Here is a 23,233-nt window from a genome sequence, read left to right on the forward strand (position 1 = left end):
CCGGTCGGCTCATGGCGCGGTGTCCTCCACCAGGACCCGCGCCATCGTGCGTTCCGCGAGCGCGGTGATCGTGACGAACGGGTTCACCCCGATCGAGCCCGGCACCAGCGAGCCGTCGGTGACGTACAGCTTCGAGTACCCCTTCACCCGTCCGTAGCCGTCGGTCGCCTTCCCCAGCACACAGCCACCCAGCGGGTGGTACGTGAAGTCGTCGGCGAACACCTTGTTGGACGAGCCGAACAGGTCGTAGCGGTACATCGTGGAGTTGGCGGAGTTGATCCGGTCGAAGAGCTTCTTGGCCATGGAGGACGAGACCGCGCTCTGGGCGGCGCTCCAGCCGAGCTTCGCCGAGTCACCGGCGGCGTCGTAGGTGAAGGAGGCGCGCTCGGTGTTCTTGGTGATCGCCAGGTAGAGGCTGACCCAGTGTTCGAGGCCGGTGGGCAGGGGGGCGATCTCGGCGAAGACGGGGTTGGCGGTGTTGGCCCAGTCGTCGATGCCCATGACCGGCATGGTCGACTGGTTGGCCCCCACCGTGTCCCACAGGTGGTTGGCCCGGCCGAGCATCACATTGCCGTTGGGGCCCCAGCCGGCGCCGACGCTGGCGTCCAGGGCGGGGAGGGTGCCCTTCGCCCGCGCGCGGACGAGGAGTTCGGTGGTGCCGACGCTGCCGGCGCCGAGGAACAGGTAGGTGCAGCCGTACTCCTTGGTCTCGACGACCGTGCCCGTGCCGTCGACGCGGTCGACGGTGACGACGTACGTGCCGTCGCTCAGCCTGCGGATGCCCCTGGCCCGTTCCAGGGTGTGGATGGTGACGTTGCCCGTGCCGAGGGCGGCGGCCAGGTACGTCTTGTCGAGGCTCTTCTTGCCGTGGTTGTTGCCGTAGATGACCTCACCGGCGAGGGCCGACTTCGTGGCCGTGCCGGCGGCCTCGCGCCGCATGTGGTCGAAGTCGTAGACGCTGGGCACGAAGGTGGTCCGCAGGCCGGTCTTCTCGGCGTGGGCCCGGGAGATCCGGCTGAAGCGGTACCACTCGGTGGACTCGAACCACGCGGGGTCGATGGTGTTGACGCCGAGCATGGCGCGGGCGCGCGGGAAGTACGTGGCGTACATCTCGGCGGTGTCGACGGTCGGGAACTGCTCGGCGAAGTACGACCGGAGCGGGGTGACGGCCATGCTGCCGTTGACCAGGGAGCCGCCGCCGACGCCTCGGCCGAGGAAGACCGACATGTTGGCGTAGCGGACCCGGTCCAGTACGCCGGGGTAGGGGCTGATGTCCCTGTTGACGACGTCCAGCCAGAGGAACGTGGCGAGCGGGGCCTCGGTCCGGGTCTTGAACCACATGGAGCGCTCGTCCGGCTCCCGGGTCGAGCAGAAGATCTTGCCGTCGGCGCCTGGGGTGGTCCACGCCTTGCCCATCTCCAGGACGAGGGTGCGGATGCCGGCCTGGCCGAGCCGGAGGGCGGCGACGGCGGCGCCGTAGCCGGAGCCGATGACGATCGCCGGGGCGTTGTCGACGGCGTCGGGCTCGGCCGCGTGGGCGGACTGGAGGCCGATGCGGGTGAGGCCGAGGCCGGCCGCCGTCTGAAGGGCGGCCATACCAAGGATGTGACGTCTCGTCAGCTGACGCTGCATCAGTTTTGCTGTCATGTGCGCAGCATGTGCGGATTTTTCGGCTCCGGCTAGGGGCTCCGCCGTGCCGGGTGGCGCCTACCGGGGTGCCGGGTGCTCCCGGAAGGCGACTACCGGTCGTCTTGTGGCTGGTCGCGCAGTTCCCCGCGCCCCTCACGGGGCTACAGCAACGTTTTCAAAGTTTCTGCCAACAGGTCCCAGCGCCATTTCTCCTCCACCCACTCGCGGCCCCGCTGTCCCATGCGTTCCCGTAGCTCCGGGTCGCCGAGGAGGGTGGTGATGCGTTCCGCGGCCTCCGTGGGGGAGCCGCCCCGGACGACCCAGCCGGTCTCGCCGTCGAGGACGGCGTCGGGGGCGCCGCCGGAGTCGCCCGCGACGACGGGCAGGCCGGTGGCGGAGGCCTCCAGGTAGACGATTCCGAGGCCCTCGACGTCCAGGCCGCCTCGGCGGGTGCGGCACGGCATGGCGAAGACGTCGCCGGCGCCGTAGTGGGCGGGCAGCTCGGACCAGGGGACGGCGCCGGTGAACCGGACGGACCCGGCCACCCCGGTCTCGTGGGCGAGCCGGCGCAGCTCCTTCTCGTACGGGCCGCCGCCGACGATCAGGAGCACCGCCTCCGGCTCCGCCGCGAGGATCCCGGGCATCGCCCGGATCAGCGTGTCCTGTCCCTTGCGCGGCACGAGCCGCGAGACGCAGACGACGACCGGCCGGTCGGTGAGCCCCAGCCGGGCGCGGACCTCGGCGCCGCCGGAGCCCGGGTGGAACGTCTTCTCGTCGACGCCGGGCGGCAGTTGGACCATCCGCCCGGCCGCCTCCGGGGTGAGGGCCGCGGCGATCCGGGAGCGGGTGTACTCGCCCAGGTAGGTGATCGTGTCCGTGCCCTCGCCGATCCGCCGCAGCAGCTGCCGGGCGGCGGGCAACTGCGCCCAGCCCGCCTCGTGGCCGTGCGTGGTGGCCACCAGCCGCTCCGCGCCCGCCCGGCGCAGCGCGGGGGCCATCAGGCCGAGCGGGGCCGCCGCGCCGAACCAGACCGACGTACAGCCGTGCTCGCGCAGCAGCGAGACCGCGCGGCGGGTGACGGCGGGCGTCGGCAGCAGCATGGTCGTCCGGTCGCGGACGACGGTGAAGGGCTGCTCGGCGTCGAAGGCGGCGGTCGCCTCCACGCCCTCCCGGCTCCGCTTCCACGTCGACGCGTAGACGACCAGGCGCTCGGGGTCCAGCCGCAGCGCCATGTTGTGCAGGAACGCCTGGATGCCGCCGGGCCGGGGCGGGAAGTCGTTGGTCACGATCAGGGTCTTGTGCATCGCCGCCGACCCTACCGAACGGGCGCGGGACCGCCGCCGCCAGGCACATCCACCCGGCCACGCTTCACGGCGGCCTCACAGCCCGACGGGGGATCATGTTGCTCACCGACACGGACCAGCGCGGACGGACAGGGACTCACGTGGCTCAGACGGACATGACGGGCTCTCGACGGCTCCCGTGCGGGCTGCTCGCCCTCTGGGGCGCGACCCGGCTGCTCCTGCTGCTGTTCGTCTTCAAGGTGTTCGTGTTCCCGGGGCCGGACGTCACCGGCGACGTCTCGGTGATCTACCACGGCTGGTACGGGACGCTGCGTGGGGGAACGTATCCCCTGCACGACGTCACCTGGCAGTACCCGCCCGCCGCGGCCCTCGCGATCCTCTCCCCCGCGCTGCTGCCCTTCCTGGACTACGCGTCGGCGTTCTTCGTCCTCGCCCTCCTCGCCGACCTGGTCGTCCTCGCCCTGCTCCTCCACGCGGGCACGCGTCCCGGTCGGACCTGGCGCGGCGCCCGGGTGTGGGTGGTGGGCCTCCCGCTGCTCGGCCCGACCGCCTACGCCCGCTACGACGTGATGGTGACGGCCGTGGCGGTCGCGGCCCTCCTGGCGGGCAGCCGCCATCCGCGCGCCATGGGGGCGCTGACGGCCTTCGCGGCCCTGCTGAAGGTGTGGCCGGCCCTGCTGCTCCTGGGCGCGCGCCGGCGCGCCGCGTGGGCCTGGGCGGCGGGCACCGGGCTGGTGCTGGCGGCGGGCTTCGCCCTGGCCATGCCGGGCGCCTTCGCCTTCCTGACCTTCCAGCGCGACCGGGGCACCGAGGTGGAGTCGCTGGGAGCGCTCGTGTTCCATGTGGCCCGGCAGTTCGGCTGGGACGGGGAGGTGCTGCTCAACTACGGCTCGGTGGAGTTCCTCGGCCCGTACGTCGGCGCCGTCAGCCACGCGGCGCTCGCGCTCAGCGGGGTGGCCTTCGCGTGGCTGCTGCTGTGGCGGCTGCGGGCGCGGCGGTTCGCTCCGCACACGCTCGCGGACGCGGCGTTCGTGGGGGTGCTGATGTTCACGGCCACGAGTCGGGTGATCAGCCCGCAGTACATGGTGTGGCTGGTGGGGCTGGCCGCCGTCTGTCTCTGCTTCCGGGCGAGCCGGATGGGGTTGCCGGCGGTCATGGTCCTGGTGGCGTGCTGCGTGACCGTCCTGGAGTTCCCGATCTGGTTCGGCCATGTCGTGGCGAGCGACTGGCTGGGCGTCACGCTCCTCTTCGTCCGCAACGGCCTGCTGGTTCTGGCGGCGCTCCTCGCGGCGGTCGAGCTGTGGCGGGAGACGGTGGTGGTACGGGACCGGCTCCCGGGGCCGGCCGAGCGGGCGAAGGAGCCGCTGGGTTTCTGAGAAGCAGGGGCTGCGCCCCGTGCTTTTCAGGCCCGCAGGGCCTGGTCTTTCAGGGGCGCGGGGAACTGCGCGAGAAGCCCCACCGGGCCGCAGACGACAACGCGCCCCGCCCTCCCCCACCCTCACCCCAGCTGACCCCGTACGTACTCCCTCCACTCCCCCGTGAACTCCTCCACCGTCGTCCCCAGCACCTCCTCCAACGCCCCCTCCACCGCCCCCTCCCGCTCCCCGTGCGCCCCCACCGCCCGGTAGAACTCGCCCAGCCGCACCTCACCCCAGCGATCGGCGATCAGACGGCACGCCAGCCACCCGGCCTCGTAGGCCCGCGCCAGCTCCCCGGAGTCGTCGGCGAAGCCGAAGTCCGCGTCGGCGGGGAGCGCCGCCGGGAGCCGCCCCTCCGCCACCGCCCGCCGCAGCTCGGGGGCCACCTCACGCGCCGCGCGGCCGGTGCCCCGGTAGCCGACCCAGTCCGCGTAGCCCTCGGAGAGCCACAGCGGGGTCGCGGCGTTGGTGTGCGCACGTGTCGCGACGTGGGTCGTCTCGTGGGTGAGGACGACCTGCTTGCCGAAGTCGCCGAGGACGGCGTACGCGTCGGGGTTGACCACGATCCGGTCCGCCGGCGCCCGCGCCGAGCCCCCCGCCTCCCCGGTGGTGACCGCCGCTATCCCCCGGTACCCGGACGCGGGCGCCCCCAGCAGCCCCGCCATCTGCTCCAGCGACTCCGGTACGACGACCACGACCCGCCGCGCCCAGTCCTCGCCCCACGCCTCCGTCACGGCGGGCACGGCCCGGTCCGCCAGCGCCGCGTACGCCCGCAGGGCGTCCGCGGACCGCCCGACCCCGAGCACGAGGCTCCGCTCCCCCCGCACCGCGACGATCCGCCCCTGCTCCCAGAGCTGTTCGGTGCCCTTCGTCGAGGGCTCGTCGGCGGCGACCCGCCACGCCCCGTCGTCGTCCCGCACGAGGGTCAGGGTCCGTACGGCGGTGACGGGCGCCGTGTCGTAGCCACGGATCCGGTAGCGCAGGGCCGCCTCGGCGGTGGCGCGGTCGCCGGAGCGGTCGAAGGAGTTGAGGTCGTACGACCAGGAGGACAGCGGCAGACCGCGGAGGTTGGCGAACTCGGCCGCCCCGGTGGCCAGTTGACCGGCGACGAAGGAGGTCCGCGCCTCGGTGGCGCGGTAGGCCGCCCCGTCCCGTTCCAGGACCGCCGTGGCCCGCCGGTCGAGCATCCGCAGGACGTCGGCGCGGGCGGCGTCGGGGGCCGTGTCGGCGCCGCAGCCGGCGAGGAGGGTCAGGGCGAGGGCGAGGCCGCAGGGGACGCCCGCGCGTCCCGGGAGCCCGCGCCGGACCCCCGACCCGGACCGGGAACGCGTCGTGCGCCTTCGACCAGCCACGTTCCCGATCGTACGGTGACCCGGCCCTCCTGCGGCGGCCGGGAGCCGAGGACGGTCAGGGGCGGGTGACCGAGGCGATCGGCATCATGCCGACGGGGTCGTAGCGGACCGGGGCGCCCGGGTAAGGGGCGTGGATGACTTGTCCGTTGCCGACGTACATGCCGACGTGGCTGGCGTCGGGCCGGTAGGTGACCAGGTCGCCGGGCTGGGCCTGGGAGAGCGGGACCTGGGTGCCGGCGTACCGCTGGGCCTGCGAGGTACGGGGCAGTCCGACGCCGGCCTGCCCGTACGACCAGACCATGAGACCGGAGCAGTCGAAGCCGTCGGGGCCGGTGGAGCCCCAGATGTACGGCTTGCCGAGGGCGGAGCGGGCCGCGGCGACGGCGGCGGCCGCGCGGCCGTTGGGGGCGACGGCGCCGGAGGGTTCGGGCATGTCGGTACGGCCGCCCGGGGCGGTGGAGCGGGAGGCGCGGTCGTACGCGGCGCGCTCCTCGTCCGGGAGGGAGTTGAGCAGCTGCCGGGCGGCCGCGAGCTTGCCCTCGACGGTGCGCTTGTGCCGGGCGACGGCCTTGCGGCTCTTCTCCAGCTCGGTCAGCTTGGCGCCGGCCTCCGCTCGGTTCTGGTTCAGGTCGCGCATGGCCTGCTGGAGGTCGTGGAGTTCGCCCGCCTGCTGGGCGCTGATGCGGTCCAGGGCGGACGCCCGGTCGAGGTAGTCGTCGGGGTTCTCCGAGAACAGCAGGGCGATCGACGGGTCGAGGGCGCCGGAGCGGTACTGGGCGCCGGCGAGCGAACCCAGGGACTCCCGCATGGTGTTGATGCGGTCCTGCTGCCGGGCGATCGAGTCCTGTGCGGTGCCGACCTGCTCGCGCAACTCGTCGGCGCGCTCGTCGGCCTTGTTGTACGCCTCGGTGGCTTTCTCGGCCTCCTCGTACAACCGGTCCACCTCGGCGCGGGTGTTGTCGTGCGGCGCGGCGGCGGCCTGCTGGACGGGGATGGCGCCGAGGGCGGCGGCAGCGGCGGACAGCACACCGAGGGCGGCGGCCGCGCCCCGGTCGAACCCGGACGGTACAAGGCGACTGTGGGACACCACGGGAAGCCGCACTCCCTTCGACGGTGGACAGGGCACTCCCCGGGCCGGAGGACGCCCCGGGGAGGGGTGCGCTCACGGCGGGTGAGGGAAGCGCGGCCGACAGTAGCCGCGCGACCGTGTCCCAGCCAAAGACCTCGGCGGCCACAGAGCGTGACGTCCGGCCTGGGACCCAGGTCACCAGCGGGTGAAGGGGTCAGCACGAGGTGCGGGAATTCCCCCGTTCGGGCGGCCCTGTGTCCTGATCTTGAAAGAAAACAGGGCCGACCGTCACACTGGGTGACGGTCGGCCCTGTTTCGAGCGGGTCGGGCGTCAGGCGACGCGGACACCGAACTGGAAGGAACCGATGGTGCTCATCGACTCGTAACGGACGAACTTGGTCGGGTAAGGGGCGTGCAGGACCATGCCGTTGCCGGCGTAGAGGCCGACGTGACCGAGGTCGTTGAAGAAGACCAGGTCGCCCGGCTTGAGTTCGCTGCGGCCGATCTTCGTACCGTCGTTCTGCTGGGTGTACGTGGTGCGGCTGATCGAGACACCGGCCTGGGCGTAGGCCCACTGGGTCAGCCCGGAGCAGTCGTAGGAGTTGGGGCCGACGCCACCGGAGGCATAGGGCTTGCCGACCTGGGTGTCGGCGGCTGCGAGGGCGGCTGCGCCCCAGCTGGAGGCGGGCACCTCGTTGCCGAGCTCGACGCGCTCCCCGGCGTCGCGGCTGGCACGGGTCTCCTGCTTGTCCAGGGCGGCCTTCTCCTCGGCCGTCAGGGTGTTGAGGAGCTTCTGCGCGGCGGCCAGCTTGCTCTGGACTTCCTTCTTCTTGTCGGCCAGGGTCTCGCGGGTGTCCGCGAGGTCCTCCAGCTTCTCGGTGGCCTCCTGGCGCTGCTGCGCGAGCGTGCGCTGCTTCGCCTGGATCTTCTCGAGCGCCTCGACCTGCTGGCTGGTCAGCTGGTCGAGCGTGGCGGCCTTGTCCAGGTAGTCGTCCGGGTCGGCGGAGAGGAAGAGCTGGATCGAGGAGTCGATGCCACCCGAGCGGTACTGGGCGCTGGCCGCCAGGCCTATGCCCTCACGGAGCTCGTTGAGCTCCTCCTGGCCCTTGGCGACGTTGTCCTGGATCGTGGAGATCTCTTTCTCGAGCTTCTCCTGCTTCTCCTCGGCCCCGTTGAGCTTGTCGGTGGCACGCCCGGCGTCCTCGTAGAGCTTGTGGACCTTGGCCTGGACGTCGTCCTTGCTCGGCTTCTCGCCGGGCGCGGCGTTGGCGGCCTGCGAGGTCAGGGCCACGGCAGCGGCGGCGGCGGAGCTGAGCAGGGTCACGCGCGCACGGCTCGGCTGCTTCGGTCGACGGTGGGACGCCACGGTAGGTGAACTCCTTCTTGTGAGCGACCGACCGGCGGGGACTCCGGCGACGATCACCCGTTCAGAGGTTTGAGCCCAGACCCTAGTGACCCAATGGTGATCACTTCAAATCCCCCACAGGAAAAATCCCGTCCCAGGGCGCACAATTTACACTCAACACACATGCGGTAGCGCTCGGTTGACGCTACGTTGCGCAACACTTCGGTCAATTCGGGCATAGCGCCTGTACGTTGCCCTTGGTGCGCACGGGGTCGAAGTGTCAGGAAAGGCGCTTGAGGAGCACGGCCGAGGCGACCGGGCGGGCCCCCGCCTTGGCGATCCCGTCGGCCACCTCACGGTCGGTGGAGACGACGATGACCGGCCGGCCGGGAGGTTCGGCGCGCACCAGCTGGCGGATCAACTCGTCGGCGGTGACACCCGGTTTGGAGAACAGCACCCGCACCCCGCGCGGCGGCGCGAGCAGCACCGGCGCGGCCAGCTCCGCCCCGTCGAAGACACAGGTCACCTCGGCGCCGGTCTGCGCGGCGAGCTGCGAGAGCTGGCCCAGGAGCCGGAGGCGCTGCTTCTCGAGCGGCATCTGCGGATAGCCGGTCTTGGTGACGTTGTAGCCGTCGACGACGAGATGCGCCTGCGGCAGCGCCAGCAACTGGTCCAGGATCGCCGGGTCGTTCTCCGACAGCGCGCGGGCGGCGATGTCCTTCGGGGTCATCCGGCCCGGCTCGACCGCGTCGACGGTCTCGGCGGGCCGCACGGAGACCGGCGGCAGCGCCAGCTCCCGTCTGAGGCCCTGGGCCGCGTCCAGCACGGTGTCGAGGAGCAGCCGTACCCGCATGTCCTCGACGCTGCGGCCCTCGCGGGCGGCCCGCCGGGTGGCCTCCAGGGCGGCCTCCGCCTCGCCGAGGCGGGCCTTGAGCCGCCGGGTCTCGCTCTCGGCGGCGGACACCTGGGCGTGGCTCTCGGCGCGCAGGGTCTCCATCTCGGCGTGCAGCTTGCGCAGGGCGGCCTCGCCGCGCTTGACGTCGCTGAGGGCGGCCCGGAGCTTGCGGTGCAGGGAGTCGGCGTCCTTCTTGGCCGCTTCCAGCTCCGCGCGCAGCCGTTCCGTCTCGGTCTTGGTGTGGCCGCGGGCCTCGGCGAGCTGCTCGCGCAGCCGCTCCAGCTCGGCCCGGCTCTCCTCGTCGGCGCGCTCGGCGTCCGCGCGCAGGGCCTCCTCGCCCGCGGCGGCGACCAGCTTCACCCACCCCGTGGGACGCAGGACGTAGGCCGCGGCCGCCACGTCCAGCGGATCCGCGGCCGGGGGCGGCGCGCCCGTGTCGAGGGCGCCGGCCAGCTCCGGGTGGGCCTCGCGGAACCGCTCCCCGATCCGCTGTCTGAAGAGCGTGTCGCTCTCCACGGCGGCGGCCATCGCGTTCCCGGCGAACTTCACCCGCCGGTTCGGGGCGAACCGGGCGTACTGCCTCAGCTGGGCGGGCAGTTCGGCGACCGTCAGCCCGCCGAAGCCGTCGGAGACGATCTGCACGACGCGCTTGCGGACGCCCTCGGGCAGCGGACGGTCGAGCACCTCAGCGGCGCCGTCGCCCGGCCCCCCGCTAGAGCTCTCCACCATCCGTCACCCCACTGTCTGTGCGGTGCCCGCTCCCTCAGGAGCCGGCGCCGGGCCTGTCCACGAGTTCCACCTGGTCCACGGCGTTGCACCAGCGGCAACGGACCGACTCGATGGTCTCACTGACCACGTTGCGCTCCTCGACCTCGGGCTTCCCGGCGAGGTCGAGGTGAACGTACTCGACGACCTTCGACGAGCGGGTCACGTCGAACCGCGTGAGGTTGCCACAGAGCGTGCAGCGCCAGCGGGTGGTGTCCGTCGGCAGGGGAACCGTCATCGTGGCTGCTCTTCCTTCTTCCAGTCTCCGCGAAGCACCGGCGTCCCGGTGCGTGTGGCTCGTAACCCTACGGCCTGACCGGTCCTGGACGCCTGTTCGCCTTCGGTGGCGGCGCGGATTGCCCGCGCGGGCGGGGCCGACCGCCGTCGGCGGCGAGGCGGTCTGTGCGGGTGGGTCCCGTTACGTCATGCTCTGTTCATGATCGGCAAGTGGAGCACCTCGGCCGCCCGGGCCGTACGAAACGAGTCGGCGCCGGTGACGTACGGGCTGATCGCCGTCTGCTGTGCGATCTTCCTGATCGGACCGGCGGCGGGCCTCAACCCCGTGTACGGCGCGGGTGACGAGCTGATGGCCGCGCAGCGGGCGTACTTCCGGCGCTGGGGCGTCGTCCCGGTCGAGCTGTTCCACGGCACCCCGCGCGCGGCGCTCACCCCCCTCACGGCGCTCTTCGTCCACGGCAGCTGGCTGCATCTGCTCGGCAACATGCTCTTCCTCTTCGTCTTCGGGGCGATGGCCGAGGAACGCATGGGCCATGTGGAGTTCGCCCTCTTCTACGTCGGCTGCGGCTATGTCGCGCTGGTGGCGTACGCGGCGGCGCACGCCGGGTCGCCGCAGTCGCTGGTCGGCGCGTCGGGGGCGATCTCCGCGGTCCTCGGCGCGTTCCTCTTCCTGTTCCCCCGGGCGCGGGTGACGAGCCTGCTGCCCTTCCTCTTCTTTCTTCCGTTGCGGTTCCCCGCGTGGGTGACCCTGCCGTTCTGGGTGAGCCTGCAGTGGCTGGCCGCGGGGCGGCAGACCTCGGGGCCGGGCGTCGCCTATCTCGCGCATCTGGTGGGGTTCGGACTGGGGTTCGTCTACGCGTGGGGGCGTTACGGGCGTGGGGCTAGAGTGAAAGCGCCCGTGGATGTTCCGTCGGACGTCCCCGCTCCGGCCCCCGAGGGAGAGAAACAGCCGTGATCACCGCGATCGTGCTCATCAAGACCAGCGTGGACCGGATTCCGGAGATCGCGGAGTCGATCGCCGCACTCGAATCCGTGAGCGAGGTGTTCTCGGTGACCGGTACCTACGATCTGGTCGCCATGGTCCGGGTGAAGGCCCACGACGACCTGGCCGATGTGATCCCCGGCTCCATCAGCAAGATCCCCGGCGTGCTGGGCACGGACACGCATGTGGCGTTCCGGACGTACTCGCAGCACGACCTGGAGGCGGCGTTCGCCATCGGACTGGACGGCTGAGCACCCCACGGGCCGCCCCAGGGCCCTGCTGAGGGGCCCTGGATGAAGAAATCCTCATCTCGCCCTCATCCGCGTCGGCGGGTCTCCTGCGCAGGATCGTCCCCATGGTCTTCTCCCGCCGGATCGCGGCTCTCGCCGCCGTCGTGGCGATTCCGCTCGGGATCGCCGCGACCAGTTTCGCCCTGACCGACAGTCCCGAGGCGCCGAAGGTGCCGCCGAAGGTGGAGCTGGAGAGCGGGTCGCCGAGTCCCACACCCACGCGGCCCGAGGCGACGCCCAGTGACGAGGTCGTGTCGCGGCCTCCGGTGACCGACAGTTCCGCGAGTGACGACGATGACGACGCCTCCGAGCAGGACGGCCGGGACGACGCCGACGACGGCCCCGGTGACGACGGCTGACCGACCCCGCGGGCGGGTCTCGGCCCGGGTCCGGATCCTGCTGTGGCTGCTGCTCGTGATGACCGTGGCGCTCGCCTCGGTGGCGACGACCACGCGGTCGATCCTCCTGCGGGACGTGGACCAGCGCGTCAACGACCTGCTGGCGCAGGAGGCCGGGGAGTTCACCAACCTCCAGGAGGAGGGCGTCGATCCGGAGACCGGGCGGCCCTTCACCGAACCGGCACGGCTGCTGACCGTCTTCCTGCAACGCCAGAACGCCGACGCCGACGAGGAACTGATCGGGCTCGTCGGCCGGCCCGGTGGATCCCCCCGATTTCTCCGACAGCAGCGGGAGATCGCCGTCGCGCTGCCGCTGTACAAGGACGCCGACGCCCAGCGGAGAATCTTCGACTCGCCCGGCTCCTCCGGCACCCTGGAACGGGCCGCCGGGGAGATCCGCTGGGCGAAGGTGGAGGTGGCCCGGTACGGGGCCGCGCCGGACGCGGCGTTCGTGGTCGCCTTCCACCCGGCGGGCGAGAAGGCCCGCGCCGACGAGGTGTTCCGGGTGCTCCTCGCCATCTCCGGGGTCGCCCTGCTGATGACGACCGGTATCGCCTGGGTGGTCGCGGGCCGGATCCTGAAACCCGTACGGCTGGTGCGGTCCGCGGCCGCCCAGCTCACCGAGCAGGACCTCACCCGACGCATCCCGGTGCACGGCCGGGACGACGTGGCCGCGCTCGCCGAGACCTTCAACGCGATGCTCGACCGGCTGGAGCGGGCGTTCGCCGCACAGCGGGAGTTCGTCGACGACGCGGGCCACGAGCTGCGCACCCCCATCACCATCGTGCGCGGCCATCTGGAGCTGATGGGCGACGATCCCGCCGAGCGCGAGGAGACGGTCCGCCTGGTCACCGACGAACTGGACCGGATGAGCCGCATCGTCGAGGACCTGCTCCTGCTCGCCAAGGCCGAACGGCCCGACTTCGTCAGCCCCGAACCGGTCCAGCTCGCCGAACTCACCGCCGACGTCTACGTCAAGGCCCGCACCCTCGGCGACCGCGACTGGCAGCTCGCCGAAGTGGCCGACCGCGAGGCCGAGTTGGACCCCCAGCGGATCACCCAGGCGATGGTCCAGCTCGCCCAGAACGCCGTGCAGCACACCACCGCCGGCCAGACCATCCGCGTCGGCTCCCGCGCCGAGGGCGCGACGATCGAGCTGTACGTCGTCGACTCGGGGCCCGGGGTGCAGCCGCAGGACACCGAGGTGATCTTCGAGCGGTTCCGGCGGGGCACGGCCCGGCGCGGCGCCCGCGGCTCCGGCGCCGGACTCGGTCTGTCGATCGTCCGCGCGATCGCCGAGGCCCACGGCGGCCGGGTCCGGCTGCACCCGACCGAGGGCGGCGGCGCGACCTTCGTGCTGACCCTGGAGGAGGCTCGCGCATGAAACCGACGGACACCGAAGGGGCTCTCCCGTGAACCGCATCCTCATCGTCGAGGACGAGGAACGCATCGCCTCGTTCGTGGAGAAGGGCCTGCGCGCGGGCGGCTTCACCACGACCGTGGTCGGCGACGGCGACACGGCCTACGAGTACGCCCTCACCGGCGGCTTCGACCTGATCGTCCTCGACATCGGGCTCCCCGGCCGCGACGGCTTCACCGTCCTGCGCGAACTGCGCGAGGCCCGGGTGACCGTCCCGGTGATCGTGCTGACCGCCCGCGACTCCGTACGCGACACCGTGGCCGGCCTGGAGGGCGGCGCCGACGACTGGATGACCAAGCCGTTCCGCTTCGAGGAACTGCTCGCCCGGGTCCGGCTCCGGCTGCGCACGGCGGCACGGACGCCCGAGGTGACGATGCTGCGCAGCGGCGAACTGACCCTGGACCTGCGGACCCGGCGGGCGAGGGCCGGGGACCGCCTGGTGGACCTGACCGCACGGGAGTTCGTCCTCCTGGAGCTGTTCCTGCGCAACCCCGGCCAGGTCCTGTCCCGGGAGCAGATCCTGTCCCACGTGTGGGGCTACGACTTCGACCCGGGTTCGAACATCGTGGACGTGTACGTGCGGGCACTGCGCAAGAAGCTCGGGGCAGGGCAGTTGGAGACGGTGAGGGGCATGGGCTACCGGCTGCCGACAGCCGCGCCCCGATAGGGGCGCGGGGCTGTGTCGATATGCGGCTCCGCCGCGTGGGCGCGAGAAGCCCCACAGACCCGCGGCCGAATAACGACGTGAAGCTTCCTTCATATACGGCTCATCAAGGACTCACCGCCAGGCTGAACCCTTCCTATGTGACCCTGAACCTCCGCCTGGCCACCACCCTCTGCGTAGCCCTCTCCCTCTGCGCCCTACTCGTCGTCCCCGGCAACTTCCCGGGCCTGGGCGGAGACGCCCGCCTCACCCTCGCGGTGTTCGCACTGGCGACGGCCGCCTGGATCGGCACCCCCATCGACGACACCTACATAGCCCTGGGCGCCGGGCTCGCCCTCACCGTCACCGGGGTCATCAGCGACGACACCCTCTTCCGCACCCTCGGCGACGACACCGTATGGCTGCTGATCTGCGCGTTCGTCCTGGCCGCGGCGGTGACCCGGACGGGCCTCGCGGGAAGGGCCGCGGCCTTCCTCGTCAGCGGCGCGCGCACCGTACGGCAGCTGACGCACCTGACGACGGCGGCGCTCGTCGTGACCGCGTTCGCCGTGCCCGCCACCTCGGGTCGCGCCGCACTCGCGCTGCCCGTGTTCCTGGCCCTCGCCAAGGCGCTGGCCGACCGGAGACGACTGGTCGTGATGCTCGCGCTGTTGTTTCCGACCGTGATTCTGCTGTCCGCGGTGGCGACCCTGATCGGTGCGGGAGCGCATCTGATCACCGTGTCGGTGCTGTGGGAGGCGACGGGCGACCGGATCGGTTTCACCGAGTGGCTGCTGCTGGGCCTGCCGCTGGCGATCGTGTCGTCCCATCTCGCGGCCGAGGCAGTCCTGTTGACGACGACCCGACGCGAGGACCGCCGCGGCCCCGTGCGGATCACGGCGGAGGAGATCCAGCGGCACAGCGAGCAGCCGGTGACGGGCCCCTGGTCCCCCGCCGAGTCGCGCTGTGCCCTGCTGCTGGCCACGGTCGTGGTCCTGTGGTGCAGCGAGCCGCTGCACCGGGTGTCCCCGGCCGTGGTCGCGCTGATCGGGGCGGTCGTCGCGTCCTCCCCGGCCCTCGGCACCGTACGGCTGAAGGACGCGCTGCGGACCGTGCCCTGGTCGATGCTGCTCTTCATGGCCGCGACGATGGCGATGGGCATCGCGCTCAGCGACTCGGGAGCGGCGAAGTGGCTGGTCTCGGGGCTGCCCCCGGGGCTCGCACCGCCGCTCTTCCTGGTCGTGGTCGTGGTGCTGAGCACGGCCGCCCATCTGGTGCTGCAGTCGCGGTCGGCACGATCGTCGGTGCTGGTCCCGCTGGTGGTCGCGGCGGCCGTGGGGGCCGGGGTCAACCCGGTCGCCGCCGCGCTCGCCTCCACCGCCGCGGCCGGCTTCTGCCACACCCTCCCGGCCTCCGCGAAGCCGGTCGCCCTCTTCGCCGACCTCCCCGGCACACCCACCTACACCCCTCGTGACCTGCTCCGCCTCTCCGCCGTCCTGGCGCCGCTGACCGCCGCCCTGGTCGTGCTCTTCGCGGTCGCCGTGTGGCCGCTGGTGGGCGTCCCGCTCGTCCCGTAACCACTCCCGAGGAGCCCTGAGAACATGTTGAACCGAGTAGCCGTGGCCCCCAGTGGCTTCAAGGAGTCCCTGTCCGCCGAGGCCGCCGCCGAGGCCATCGCGGAAGGTGTCCGCCGGGTGCTGCCCGACGCGGAGGTGGACCTCATCCCCCTGGTGGACGGCGGCGAGGGCACGGCCGCCGCGCTGGCCGCCGCCACCGGGGGCCGTCTGGTCCCCCTGCACGCCACGGGCCCGGTCGGCGAACCGGTCGAGACCCACTTCGCCCTGATCGGTTCCCACGACCCGGCGACCACGGGGACGGCCGTGGTGGAGATGGCCGCCGTCGCGGGCCTCTCCCTCGTCCCGCCCGCGCTGCGCGACCCCGGCGCGACGACCACGTACGGCGTCGGCGAGCTGATCCGTGCCGCGCTCGACAGGGGCGCCCGGCGGATCCTGGTCGGCTGCGGCGACTCCGGTACGTCGGACGGCGGGGCCGGCGCCCTCCAGGCGCTGGGCGCACGACTCCTGGACGCGGACGGCGCCGAACTACCGCCAGGAGGACGGGAGTTGCGGCGTCTGCACCGGCTCGACCCGACCGGGCTCGACCCCCGCCTCGCGGGCGTGGAGCTGCTCGTCGCCTGCAACCCGTTCAACGTGCTGTGCGGTGAACGGGGAGTCGCCAGGGTCTTCGGCCCGCAGAAGGGGGCCACACCGGCACAGGTCGAGGAGTTGTCCTCGGCCCTGGAGAACTGGGCGTACGTCCTCACCCGGGACCTGCCCGGCAGCCCGGCCGGCATCGACCTCCGGCACGGCCCCGGCACCGGCGCCTCCGGTGGTCTCGGGGCCGGACTCGCCGCCCTGGGCGCCCGGTTGCTCCCCCGCTTCGAGGTGCTGCTGGGCCACCTGGACCTCGACGCCCGGCTCGCCCGCGCCGACCTGGTCATCACCGCCGAGGGCGCCCTCGACCACCAGACACCGCGCGGCAAGGTCCCCGCCGAGGTGGCCCGCCGCGCCAAGCTGCACGCCCGCCCGGTCCTCGCCCTCGCGGGCACCCTCGGCGAGGGCGCGCACGAGGTGCCCGGCGTGGACGCGTACACCGGCATCCTGCCCGCGCCGATGGCCCTCGCCGAGGCCATGGTCCGCGCGAGCGAACTCCTCACGGACGCCACGGAACGGGCCCTCAGGATGATCGTGCTGGGCGCACGGGTGACGGCCGACAGCAGAGGCACATCGGGGTCACCCCGCGTCGATCACACGGCCGGGACACAACGCCCGTCCTCCGTGCGGTAGTTCCACTTCGCGCCGTCCCGTACGAGCTCCTTGACCGCGCCGACGAACCGCTCCACGTGCTCGTCGGGGGTGCCCGCGCCGAAGCTCACCCGGATCGCGTTGAGGGACCGCTCGCCGGGCGCGGCCTCGGGGGCGCCGCACTCGCCCTGCGTCTGCGGGTCGCTGCCGAGGAGGGTGCGGACGAGGGGGTGGGCGCAGAACAGGCCGTCGCGTAGGCCGATGCCGTACTCGGCGGAGAGCGCGGCAGCGAAGTGGGAGCTGTTCCAGCCCTCGACGACGAAGGAGATGACACCGACGCGCGGGGCGTCGTCCCCGAAGAGCGAGAGGATCCGCACCTCGGGCACCTCGGCGAGCCCGGCGCGCACGGTGTCGATCAGGTGCCGCTCCCGGGCGACCAGCGTGTCGAACCCCGCCTCGGTGAGGGCCTTGCAGGCGGAGGCGATGGAGTAGGCGCCGATGACGTTGGGCGAACCGGCCTCGTGCCGGGCGGCGGTCTCGTGCCACTCGACGTCGATGCCGCCGTCGGTGCGCCGAGTCACCTTGCGGGAGGCACCGCCGCCGGCGAGGTACGGCTCGGCCGTGGCGAGCCAGTCGGCGCGGCCGGCCAGGACGCCCGAGCCGAAGGGCGCGTACAGCTTGTGGCCGGAGAACGCGACCCAGTCGACGTCCAACTCCTGTACGGACAGCGGGTGGTGAGGCGCCAGCTGGGCGGCGTCGAGGACGATCCGAGCGCCGTGCGCGTGCGCGGCGGCGGCCAGCTCACGCACCGGCCAGATCTCGCCGGTGACGTTGGAGGCGCCGGTGACGCAGACCAGCGCGGGCCCGTGCGGGTCGCGTCCCGCGAGCGCGGTCTCCAGCGTGGTGACGGCCTGCTCCGGCGTCCGGGGAGCGTCCAGGTACGTCACCCGCGCGTCGCGCCAGGGCAGCAGCGAGGCGTGGTGCTCGGTCTCGAAGACGAAGACCTGGCAGTCGGCGGGGAGGGCGGCGGCCAGGAGGTTCAGCGAGTCGGTGGTGGACCGGGTGAACACGACCTGGTCCTCGGCCCGGCAGTCGAGGAACTCCGCGACGGTCCTGCGGGCGTTCTCGAAGAGGTCGGTCGACAGCTGGGAGAGGTAGCCGGCGCCTCGGTGGACGCTGCCGTAGTAGGGCGCGTACGCCGCCACGTCGTCCCACACCCGCTGCAGCGCGGGGGCGCTGGCCGCGTAGTCGAGTGCGGCGTAGGTGACCTCGCCGCCGGTGACGAGCGGGACGGTGACATCCCGGCCCAGAACGGGCAGAGGGGCACAAACGGACTGGGCGGCGGCAAGGGTGGAGACAGACATGGGGGGACTCCCGTGAGGAGGCATGCGGAAAGAAGGCATGCGGAGGAAGGAAAAGAAGAGAAAGGGGTGCGCGGAGGCGGGGCTCGGCGGCCCTATCGCATTCGCTTGCTCACGGAAGACTCCCTCGAAGCCGCGCTTGCCGTAGACCTCGCTGCCTACGGCCCGGTCTTCACCCGGGGCACCCCGCCACGGAAGGAGGGTTGCCGGACAGCCAGCCGGGGCTATGGACTGTCACTCATGACCTGAACCAGAACGTACGTGAAGTGATCGCCGCGCCGCAACTCGTGTCCGGATCGCGGGATGGGGCGCGTGAGGGGTTGGGGGTGCGTGTTTCGTCGGCGGGTGCGGGTCCGGTGGGGGCTGATCGCGCAGTTCCCCGCGCCCCTGAAAAGCAGGGGCTGCGCCCCTCGCTTATCATCCCGCAGCCCCCTCGCCTTTCAGGCCCGCAGGGCCCGGTCTTTCAGGCCCGCAGGGCCTGGGCTTCTAGGGGCGCGGGGAACTGCGCGAGAAGCCCCACCGAACCCGCACCCGACAACGCACCCGCGCCCACCCGACGACCTACCGATTCGTCGCAGCGACCCACCGCTCGAGAACCCCACGCGCCGCCCCGGAATCGATCGACTCCGCGGCCTTGGCCATTCCACCCCGCAACTGCTCCGCCAGCGGCGCGGACGTCGGCTCCAGCGCCACCAGCGCCGCCGCCGAGTTGAGCAGCACCGCGTCCCGTACGGGACCGGTCTCCCCGGCCAGCAGTCGCCGCGCGACATCCGCGTTGTAGGACGCGTCTGCCCCCCGCAACGCCTCCACCGGCACCAGCTCCAAGCCCACGTCACGCGGGTCGAAGCTCTCTTCGGTCACCTTGCCGTCCCGCACGACCCACACCCGCGAGGTCGCCGTGGTGGTCAGCTCGTCCAGCCCGTCGTCACCGCGGAAGACCAGGGAGGAGTTCCCGCGCTCGGCGAAGACACCGGCCATGATCGGCGCCATCCGGGGGTCGGCCACACCGACCGCCTGGGCCCGCACCTTCGCCGGGTTGGCCAGCGGCCCGAGCGCGTTGAAGACGGTCCTGATGCCCAACTGCCCACGCGCGGCCGCCACATGGCGCAGCGCCGGATGGAACTTCACCGCGAAGCAGAAGGTGATCCCGGCCTCCTCGGCGACCTCGGCCACCCGCTGCGGCGTCAGCTCCAGATTGACGCCGAGCTTCTCCAGCACGTCGGACGCCCCGGACGCCGACGACGCGGCCCGGTTGCCGTGCTTGACGACCTTCGCGCCGGTGCCGGCGACGACGATCGACGACATCGTGGAGATGTTGACCGTCTTGGCGCCGTCCCCGCCGGTGCCGACGATGTCGACGGTCTTCCCGGACACCTCGATCACCTTGGCGTGCTCGTACAGTGCCTCGACGAGACCGGTGATCTCCTCGACGGTCTCCCCCTTGGCCCGCAGGGCCACCACGAACCCGGCGATCTGCGCGTCCGTCGCCTCGCCGCGCATGATCTGGTCCATCGCCCAGAAGGTGGCGCCGGCGTCCTGGTCCTGCCCGGACAGCAGCGCGTTCAGCACGGCGGGCCAGGAACGGCCCGCCGCGGTGTCGCCTCCAGCGGGGGTCACAGCGCTCATAGCCGCTCCTGGGTGTCGTAGCAGAGAAGAACAGAACCCCACCCTATCCAGGTCGGAGCACGGCGAAGGGCCCCCGTCCGAAGATCGGACGGGGGCCCTTCGACCGTGGTGTGGCGAAGCAAAGCGATCAGTGGTGGCCGTGGCCGCTCGTGATCTCCTTGTACTCCTCGACGGTGGGCTTGGCGATCTGGCTGTCCTCGCCGTAGTAGCCCTTGCTCAGCTTGACGCGGACCTTCTCCAGGCGCGACACCTTGCGGGCGACACCGTTCTCGTCGACCGCGGGGCCGATCTCGGCCGGCTTGTACTGCTCGTGCGCCGTGAGCGTGTGCAGCTGCTCCTGGCTGAGCGGCTCGTGGACCTCGATGAACTCACCGTGCGGCAGGCGCTTGATGATGCCGGTCTCGCGACCGTGCAGGATCTTGTCCTTGTCCCGGCGCTGCAGGCCGAGGCAGATGCGCTTGGTGACGATGAACGCGAGGACCGGGGCCACGAAGAACGCGATCCGGACGAACCAGGTGATGGCGTTGATCGACAGGTGGAAGTGGGTCGCCCAGAGGTCGTTTCCACCACCGATCAGCAGGACCATGTACCAGGTGATCCACGCGACACCGAAGGCCGTACGGGTCGGGGCGTTGCGCGGGCGGTCCAGGATGTGGTGCTCGCGCTTGTCGCCGGTGACCCAGGACTCGATGAACGGGTAGACCGCGATCGCGACCAGGACCAGCGGGAAGATCACCAGCGGGATGAACACACCCAGGACGAGCGTGTGACCCCAGAAGTTGATCTCCCAGCCCGGCATGACACGGATCAGACCCTCGGAGAAGCCCATGTACCAGTCGGGCTGCGCGCCGGTGGAGACCTGGTCGGGCCGGTAGGGGCCCATGGTCCAGATCGGGTTGATCGTGGCGATCGCCGAGATGATCGCGATGACACCGAAGACCAGGAAGAAGAAGCCGCCGGCCTTCGCCATGTACACGGGGAGCAGCGGCATGCCGACGACGTTGTTGTTCGTCTTGCCGGGGCCCGCGTACTGGGTGTGCTTGTGGTAGAAGACCAGGATCAGGTGGGCCACCATCAGGCCGAGCATGATGCCCGGCAGCAGCAGGATGTGGACCGAGTAGAAGCGGGCCACGAAGTCGCCGCCCGGGAACTCCCCGCCGAAGAGGAAGAACGACAGGTACGTGCCGACGATCGGCACGGACAGGACCGCGCCCTCCATGAAGCGGACACCGGTGCCGGAGAGCAGGTCGTCCGGGAGCGAGTAACCGGTGAAGCCGGTGAACATGCCGAGGACGAACAGCAGGAAGCCGAACAGCCAGTTGACCTCACGCGGCTTGCGGAACGCGCCGGTGAAGAACACGCGCATCATGTGCACGAACATGCCGGCGAGGAAGACCAACGCGGCCCAGTGGTGGATCTGCCGGATCAGCAGACCACCGCGCACCTCGAAGGAGATGTGCATGGTCGAGTTGAACGCCTCGGACATCAGCTGGCCCTGCAGCGGGACGTAGCTGCCGTGGTACTCCACCTCGTTCATCGACGGGTGGAAGAACAGCGTCAGGTACACACCCGTGAGGATGATGATGATGAAGCTGTACAGGCAGATCTCACCCAGCATGAACGACCAGTGGTCGGGGAAGATCTTGCGCATGTTGGCCTTGGCCAGGGAGTAGATCCCGAGCCGGCCGTCGGCCCAGTCGGCGACGCGCTCGCCGGACGGTGCCTTCTCGCGCTTGTCGCGCGAACCGGTGGTGGTTGCAGTGCTCATCCGCGCTCCCAGAAGGCAGGACCGACGGGCTCTTCGAAGTCGCCGACCGCTTGGAGGTAGCCGTCTTCGCCGACGGTGATCCTCAGCTGCGGAAGGGCGTGACCCGCGGGGCCGAAGATGACCCGGCCGCCGTCGGCGAGGTCGAAGGTGGACTGGTGACAGGGGCAGAGCACGTGATGCGTCTGCTGCTCGTACAGGGAGATCGGGCAACCGACGTGGGTGCAGATCTTCGAGAACGCCACGATGCCCTCGTGGGACCACTCCAGCTCGCGCTTGTCCTTGATGTCGTCCGGCTGGATCCGGACGATCATCAGGGCGTCCTTGGCGATGTTCTTCTGGAAGTCGTGCTGGTGCTCGTCCAGGCCGTCCGGCATGGCGAAGGTCAGCGACCCGACCGCGACGTCCGAGGGGCGCAGCGGCTCCATGGTGTTCATGTTGACGAGCTTCTTGCCCTTGGCCCAGGTGGTGTGCCGCAGCTTGGTGCCGGGCGCGGGGCCGAGGCCGCCGAGCAGGAAGACACCGGAGAGCGGGAACAGGGTCAGCGCGCCGAACATCGTGGTGCGGATCAGCTTGCGGCGACCGAGCGCGGACTCCTTGGCACCCTGCTTGAAGTCGGCCAGGACCTTCGCCTTGACCTCGGGCGAGGCCTCGATCGGGTGACGCTCGTCGGCGACCTCCACGTCCGACATCAGCGTGCGGGCCCAGTGGACCGCGCCGGCGCCGATGCAGAACAGCGACAGGCCCAGCGTCATGCCCAGCGCGAAGTTCAGCGCGCTGATGTGGCCGATCGGCCAGACGTAGATCGACTTGTCGACGTCGATCACCAGGTACGAGGCGATGAAGGCGACGGTGGCCAGCATCGACACCGTGAACAGCAGGGCGACCGTGCGCTCGGACCGCTTGGCGGCCCGCTCGTCGATGTCCTGGATCCGGTGCTCGTGGGGCGGCAGGCCGGGGTCCGCGAAGGGGTTCTCCTCGTCCGCGACCTTCACCGCGCCGTGCGCGTCCTGCTCGGTGGGCAGGTTCTCTTCTGGAATCTCTTGGCTACTCATGACTTCTTGGCCTTTGCGGTCCGAGCGGCGACCCAGACGGCGACGGCGATCAGCGCGCCGAGCCCGAACACCCAGCCGAAGAGGCCTTCGCTGACCGGGCCGAGCCCGCCGAGGCTGAGGCCACCGGGCTCCACGGTGTCGTCGCTGTTGACCGCGTCGAGGTACGCGATGATGTCCTTCTTGTTCTCCTCCGACAGCGTGGTGTCGGGGAAGGACGGCATGTTCTGCGGGCCCGTCTGCATGGCCTCGTAGATGTGCTTCGGGTCGACACCCTCAAGGGACGGCGCGTACTTGCCCTCGGACAGCGCACCACCCTTGCCGGTGAAGTTGTGGCACTGAGCGCAGTTGGTGCGGAACAGCTCGCCGCCCTCGGCGATGTCCGCGCCCTCGGGGTTGTACTCGTTCTCGGTCGGGATCTCCGGGCCGGCGCCCAGGGAGGAGATGTACGCCGCGAGCTGGTCGATCTCGGCCTGCGAATAGACGACCGGCTTCTTCGGGACCTGCGCGCCCGGCTGCTGGGCCGGCATACGGCCGGTGCCGACCTGGAAGTCGACGGCCGCCGCGCCCACACCCACCAGGGACGGACCGTCGGAGGTGCCCTGACCGCCGGTGCCGTGGCAACTCGCGCAGCCGACGGCGTAGAGCTTCTTGCCCTCCTCGATGGTGAGGGTCTGCGCGGTTTCTTCGGCCACCGCCTTGTCCGCGGGCGCGAAGGCGGTGTACAGCCCCGCGCAGGCCGCCAGCGCGATGGTTAGGACGACGAGCGCCGCCAGCGGATGGCGTCGTCGTGCGGAGAGCTTTTTCACGGATTACCCCGGTGTCAGGATCTTCTGCGTCGGTGCTACTGGAAAGGTCGTTCGCGGTGCGAGACAGGC

General features: G+C 71.4%; 20 protein-coding genes and 1 riboswitch. Of the genes, 8 read left to right on the forward strand and 12 right to left on the reverse strand.

Annotation, left to right across the window (positions count from 1 at the left end):
- Positions 1 to 9 precede the first annotated feature (9 nt).
- Together L3078_RS12525 and L3078_RS12530 are read right to left on the reverse strand one after the other, a co-directional pair.
- Positions 10 to 1,632 carry a GMC oxidoreductase gene (locus L3078_RS12525; RefSeq protein WP_468161980.1) on the reverse strand — a complete coding sequence of 541 codons (1,623 nt, stop codon included), beginning with the start codon at positions 1,630 to 1,632 and terminating at the stop codon, positions 10 to 12.
- A 158-nt stretch (positions 1,633 to 1,790) separates the two neighbouring features.
- The gene (locus tag L3078_RS12530) at positions 1,791 to 2,933 is read right to left on the reverse strand and encodes a glycosyltransferase family 4 protein (RefSeq protein WP_239753521.1); all 1,143 of its coding nucleotides are present in this window, start codon (positions 2,931 to 2,933) and stop codon (positions 1,791 to 1,793) included.
- A gap of 155 nt (positions 2,934 to 3,088) precedes the next feature.
- Here L3078_RS12530 and L3078_RS12535 point away from each other — a divergent pair, with 155 nt between their 5' ends.
- Positions 3,089 to 4,309, forward strand: coding sequence for a glycosyltransferase 87 family protein (locus L3078_RS12535; RefSeq protein ID WP_239760290.1), 1,221 nt, complete (start codon positions 3,089 to 3,091; stop codon positions 4,307 to 4,309).
- Positions 4,310 to 4,431: 122 nt separating this feature from the next.
- Here the strand turns inward: L3078_RS12535 and L3078_RS12540 are convergent, their stop codons facing one another.
- The 5 genes from L3078_RS12540 to L3078_RS12560 form a co-directional block, all read right to left on the reverse strand.
- Positions 4,432 to 5,703 carry a Cif family virulence factor gene (locus L3078_RS12540; RefSeq protein ID WP_420864053.1) on the reverse strand — a complete coding sequence of 424 codons (1,272 nt, stop codon included), beginning with the start codon at positions 5,701 to 5,703 and terminating at the stop codon, positions 4,432 to 4,434.
- Between the two features lie 55 nt (positions 5,704 to 5,758).
- A complete protein-coding gene (locus tag L3078_RS12545; RefSeq protein WP_239753522.1) occupies positions 5,759 to 6,793 on the reverse strand; it encodes a C40 family peptidase in 1,035 nt (344 codons plus the stop codon).
- A gap of 310 nt (positions 6,794 to 7,103) precedes the next feature.
- Positions 7,104 to 8,138: a C40 family peptidase gene (locus tag L3078_RS12550; RefSeq protein WP_239753523.1), complete on the reverse strand. Its 1,035-nt coding sequence runs from the start codon at positions 8,136 to 8,138 to the stop codon at positions 7,104 to 7,106.
- A gap of 259 nt (positions 8,139 to 8,397) precedes the next feature.
- Positions 8,398 to 9,741, reverse strand: coding sequence for an NYN domain-containing protein (locus tag L3078_RS12555; RefSeq protein ID WP_239753524.1), 1,344 nt, complete (start codon positions 9,739 to 9,741; stop codon positions 8,398 to 8,400).
- Between the two features lie 34 nt (positions 9,742 to 9,775).
- Complete coding sequence (locus tag L3078_RS12560; protein WP_033528168.1) at positions 9,776 to 10,015, reverse strand: hypothetical protein; 240 nt, start codon at positions 10,013 to 10,015, stop codon at positions 9,776 to 9,778.
- A gap of 198 nt (positions 10,016 to 10,213) precedes the next feature.
- On the opposite strand from L3078_RS12560, the gene L3078_RS12565 reads away from it, so the two are divergent.
- The 7 genes from L3078_RS12565 (at position 10,214) to L3078_RS12595 (ending at position 16,593) form a co-directional block, all read left to right on the forward strand.
- Positions 10,214 to 10,969, forward strand: a complete 756-nt coding sequence (locus L3078_RS12565) for a rhomboid family intramembrane serine protease (protein WP_239753525.1) — start codon at positions 10,214 to 10,216, stop codon at positions 10,967 to 10,969.
- On the forward strand, positions 10,966 to 11,247 hold the full coding sequence (locus tag L3078_RS12570; RefSeq protein WP_033528170.1) for an Lrp/AsnC family transcriptional regulator: 282 nt from the start codon (positions 10,966 to 10,968) through the stop codon (positions 11,245 to 11,247). The genes L3078_RS12565 and L3078_RS12570 overlap by 4 nt, the downstream gene beginning before the upstream one ends.
- A gap of 104 nt (positions 11,248 to 11,351) precedes the next feature.
- On the forward strand, positions 11,352 to 11,645 hold the full coding sequence (locus L3078_RS12575) for a small secreted hydrophilic protein (RefSeq protein ID WP_239753526.1): 294 nt from the start codon (positions 11,352 to 11,354) through the stop codon (positions 11,643 to 11,645).
- Entirely contained in the window at positions 11,632 to 13,068 is a 1,437-nt protein-coding gene (locus L3078_RS12580; protein WP_239753527.1) for a sensor histidine kinase, read from the forward strand. The genes L3078_RS12575 and L3078_RS12580 overlap by 14 nt, the downstream gene beginning before the upstream one ends.
- Before the next feature lie 28 nt (positions 13,069 to 13,096).
- On the forward strand, positions 13,097 to 13,771 hold the full coding sequence (locus tag L3078_RS12585) for a response regulator transcription factor (RefSeq protein WP_239753528.1): 675 nt from the start codon (positions 13,097 to 13,099) through the stop codon (positions 13,769 to 13,771).
- Positions 13,772 to 13,908: 137 nt separating this feature from the next.
- A complete protein-coding gene (locus L3078_RS12590) occupies positions 13,909 to 15,324 on the forward strand; it encodes an SLC13 family permease (protein WP_239753529.1) in 1,416 nt (471 codons plus the stop codon).
- Between the two features lie 24 nt (positions 15,325 to 15,348).
- Positions 15,349 to 16,593, forward strand: a complete 1,245-nt coding sequence (locus L3078_RS12595) for a glycerate kinase family protein (protein ID WP_239753530.1) — start codon at positions 15,349 to 15,351, stop codon at positions 16,591 to 16,593.
- Here L3078_RS12595 and L3078_RS12600 read toward each other — a convergent pair.
- The 5 genes from L3078_RS12600 to qcrC all read right to left on the reverse strand — a co-directional run bounded on the left by L3078_RS12600 (position 16,554) and on the right by qcrC (position 23,164).
- A complete protein-coding gene (locus L3078_RS12600) occupies positions 16,554 to 17,915 on the reverse strand; it encodes an aminotransferase class V-fold PLP-dependent enzyme (RefSeq protein WP_239753531.1) in 1,362 nt (453 codons plus the stop codon). The genes L3078_RS12595 and L3078_RS12600 overlap by 40 nt on opposite strands.
- A gap of 127 nt (positions 17,916 to 18,042) precedes the next feature.
- Positions 18,043 to 18,158, reverse strand: a riboswitch (SAM riboswitch).
- A 315-nt stretch (positions 18,159 to 18,473) separates the two neighbouring features.
- Positions 18,474 to 19,538 carry an anthranilate phosphoribosyltransferase gene (trpD, locus tag L3078_RS12605; protein WP_239753532.1) on the reverse strand — a complete coding sequence of 355 codons (1,065 nt, stop codon included), beginning with the start codon at positions 19,536 to 19,538 and terminating at the stop codon, positions 18,474 to 18,476.
- Positions 19,539 to 19,665: 127 nt separating this feature from the next.
- On the reverse strand, positions 19,666 to 21,306 hold the full coding sequence (qcrB, locus tag L3078_RS12610; protein ID WP_239753533.1) for a cytochrome bc1 complex cytochrome b subunit: 1,641 nt from the start codon (positions 21,304 to 21,306) through the stop codon (positions 19,666 to 19,668).
- On the reverse strand, positions 21,303 to 22,358 hold the full coding sequence (gene qcrA / locus L3078_RS12615) for a cytochrome bc1 complex Rieske iron-sulfur subunit (protein WP_239753534.1): 1,056 nt from the start codon (positions 22,356 to 22,358) through the stop codon (positions 21,303 to 21,305). Before qcrA ends, qcrB begins: the two co-directional genes overlap by 4 nt.
- Positions 22,355 to 23,164 carry a cytochrome bc1 complex diheme cytochrome c subunit gene (gene qcrC, locus L3078_RS12620; RefSeq protein WP_239753535.1) on the reverse strand — a complete coding sequence of 270 codons (810 nt, stop codon included), beginning with the start codon at positions 23,162 to 23,164 and terminating at the stop codon, positions 22,355 to 22,357. The genes qcrA and qcrC overlap by 4 nt, the downstream gene beginning before the upstream one ends.
- Positions 23,165 to 23,233 lie beyond the last annotated feature (69 nt).

The sequence above is a fragment of the Streptomyces deccanensis genome (assembly GCF_022385335.1).
Taxonomy (GTDB): Bacteria; Actinomycetota; Actinomycetes; order Streptomycetales; family Streptomycetaceae; genus Streptomyces; species Streptomyces deccanensis.

Coding starts and splice junctions, on each gene's coding strand:
- L3078_RS12555 (WP_239753524.1), bottom strand. CDS start 9,741: ATGGTGGAGAGCTCTAGCGGGGGGCCGGGCGACGGCGCCGCTGAGGTG.
- L3078_RS12600 (WP_239753531.1), bottom strand. CDS start 17,915: ATGTCTGTCTCCACCCTTGCCGCCGCCCAGTCCGTTTGTGCCCCTCTG.
- L3078_RS12560 (WP_033528168.1), bottom strand. CDS start 10,015: ATGACGGTTCCCCTGCCGACGGACACCACCCGCTGGCGCTGCACGCTC.
- L3078_RS12575 (WP_239753526.1), top strand. CDS start 11,352: ATGGTCTTCTCCCGCCGGATCGCGGCTCTCGCCGCCGTCGTGGCGATT.
- qcrB (WP_239753533.1), bottom strand. CDS start 21,306: ATGAGCACTGCAACCACCACCGGTTCGCGCGACAAGCGCGAGAAGGCA.
- L3078_RS12535 (WP_239760290.1), top strand. CDS start 3,089: ATGACGGGCTCTCGACGGCTCCCGTGCGGGCTGCTCGCCCTCTGGGGC.
- L3078_RS12565 (WP_239753525.1), top strand. CDS start 10,214: ATGATCGGCAAGTGGAGCACCTCGGCCGCCCGGGCCGTACGAAACGAG.
- trpD (WP_239753532.1), bottom strand. CDS start 19,538: ATGAGCGCTGTGACCCCCGCTGGAGGCGACACCGCGGCGGGCCGTTCC.
- L3078_RS12530 (WP_239753521.1), bottom strand. CDS start 2,933: ATGCACAAGACCCTGATCGTGACCAACGACTTCCCGCCCCGGCCCGGC.
- L3078_RS12525 (WP_468161980.1), bottom strand. CDS start 1,632: ATGCAGCGTCAGCTGACGAGACGTCACATCCTTGGTATGGCCGCCCTT.
- L3078_RS12595 (WP_239753530.1), top strand. CDS start 15,349: ATGTTGAACCGAGTAGCCGTGGCCCCCAGTGGCTTCAAGGAGTCCCTG.
- qcrA (WP_239753534.1), bottom strand. CDS start 22,358: ATGAGTAGCCAAGAGATTCCAGAAGAGAACCTGCCCACCGAGCAGGAC.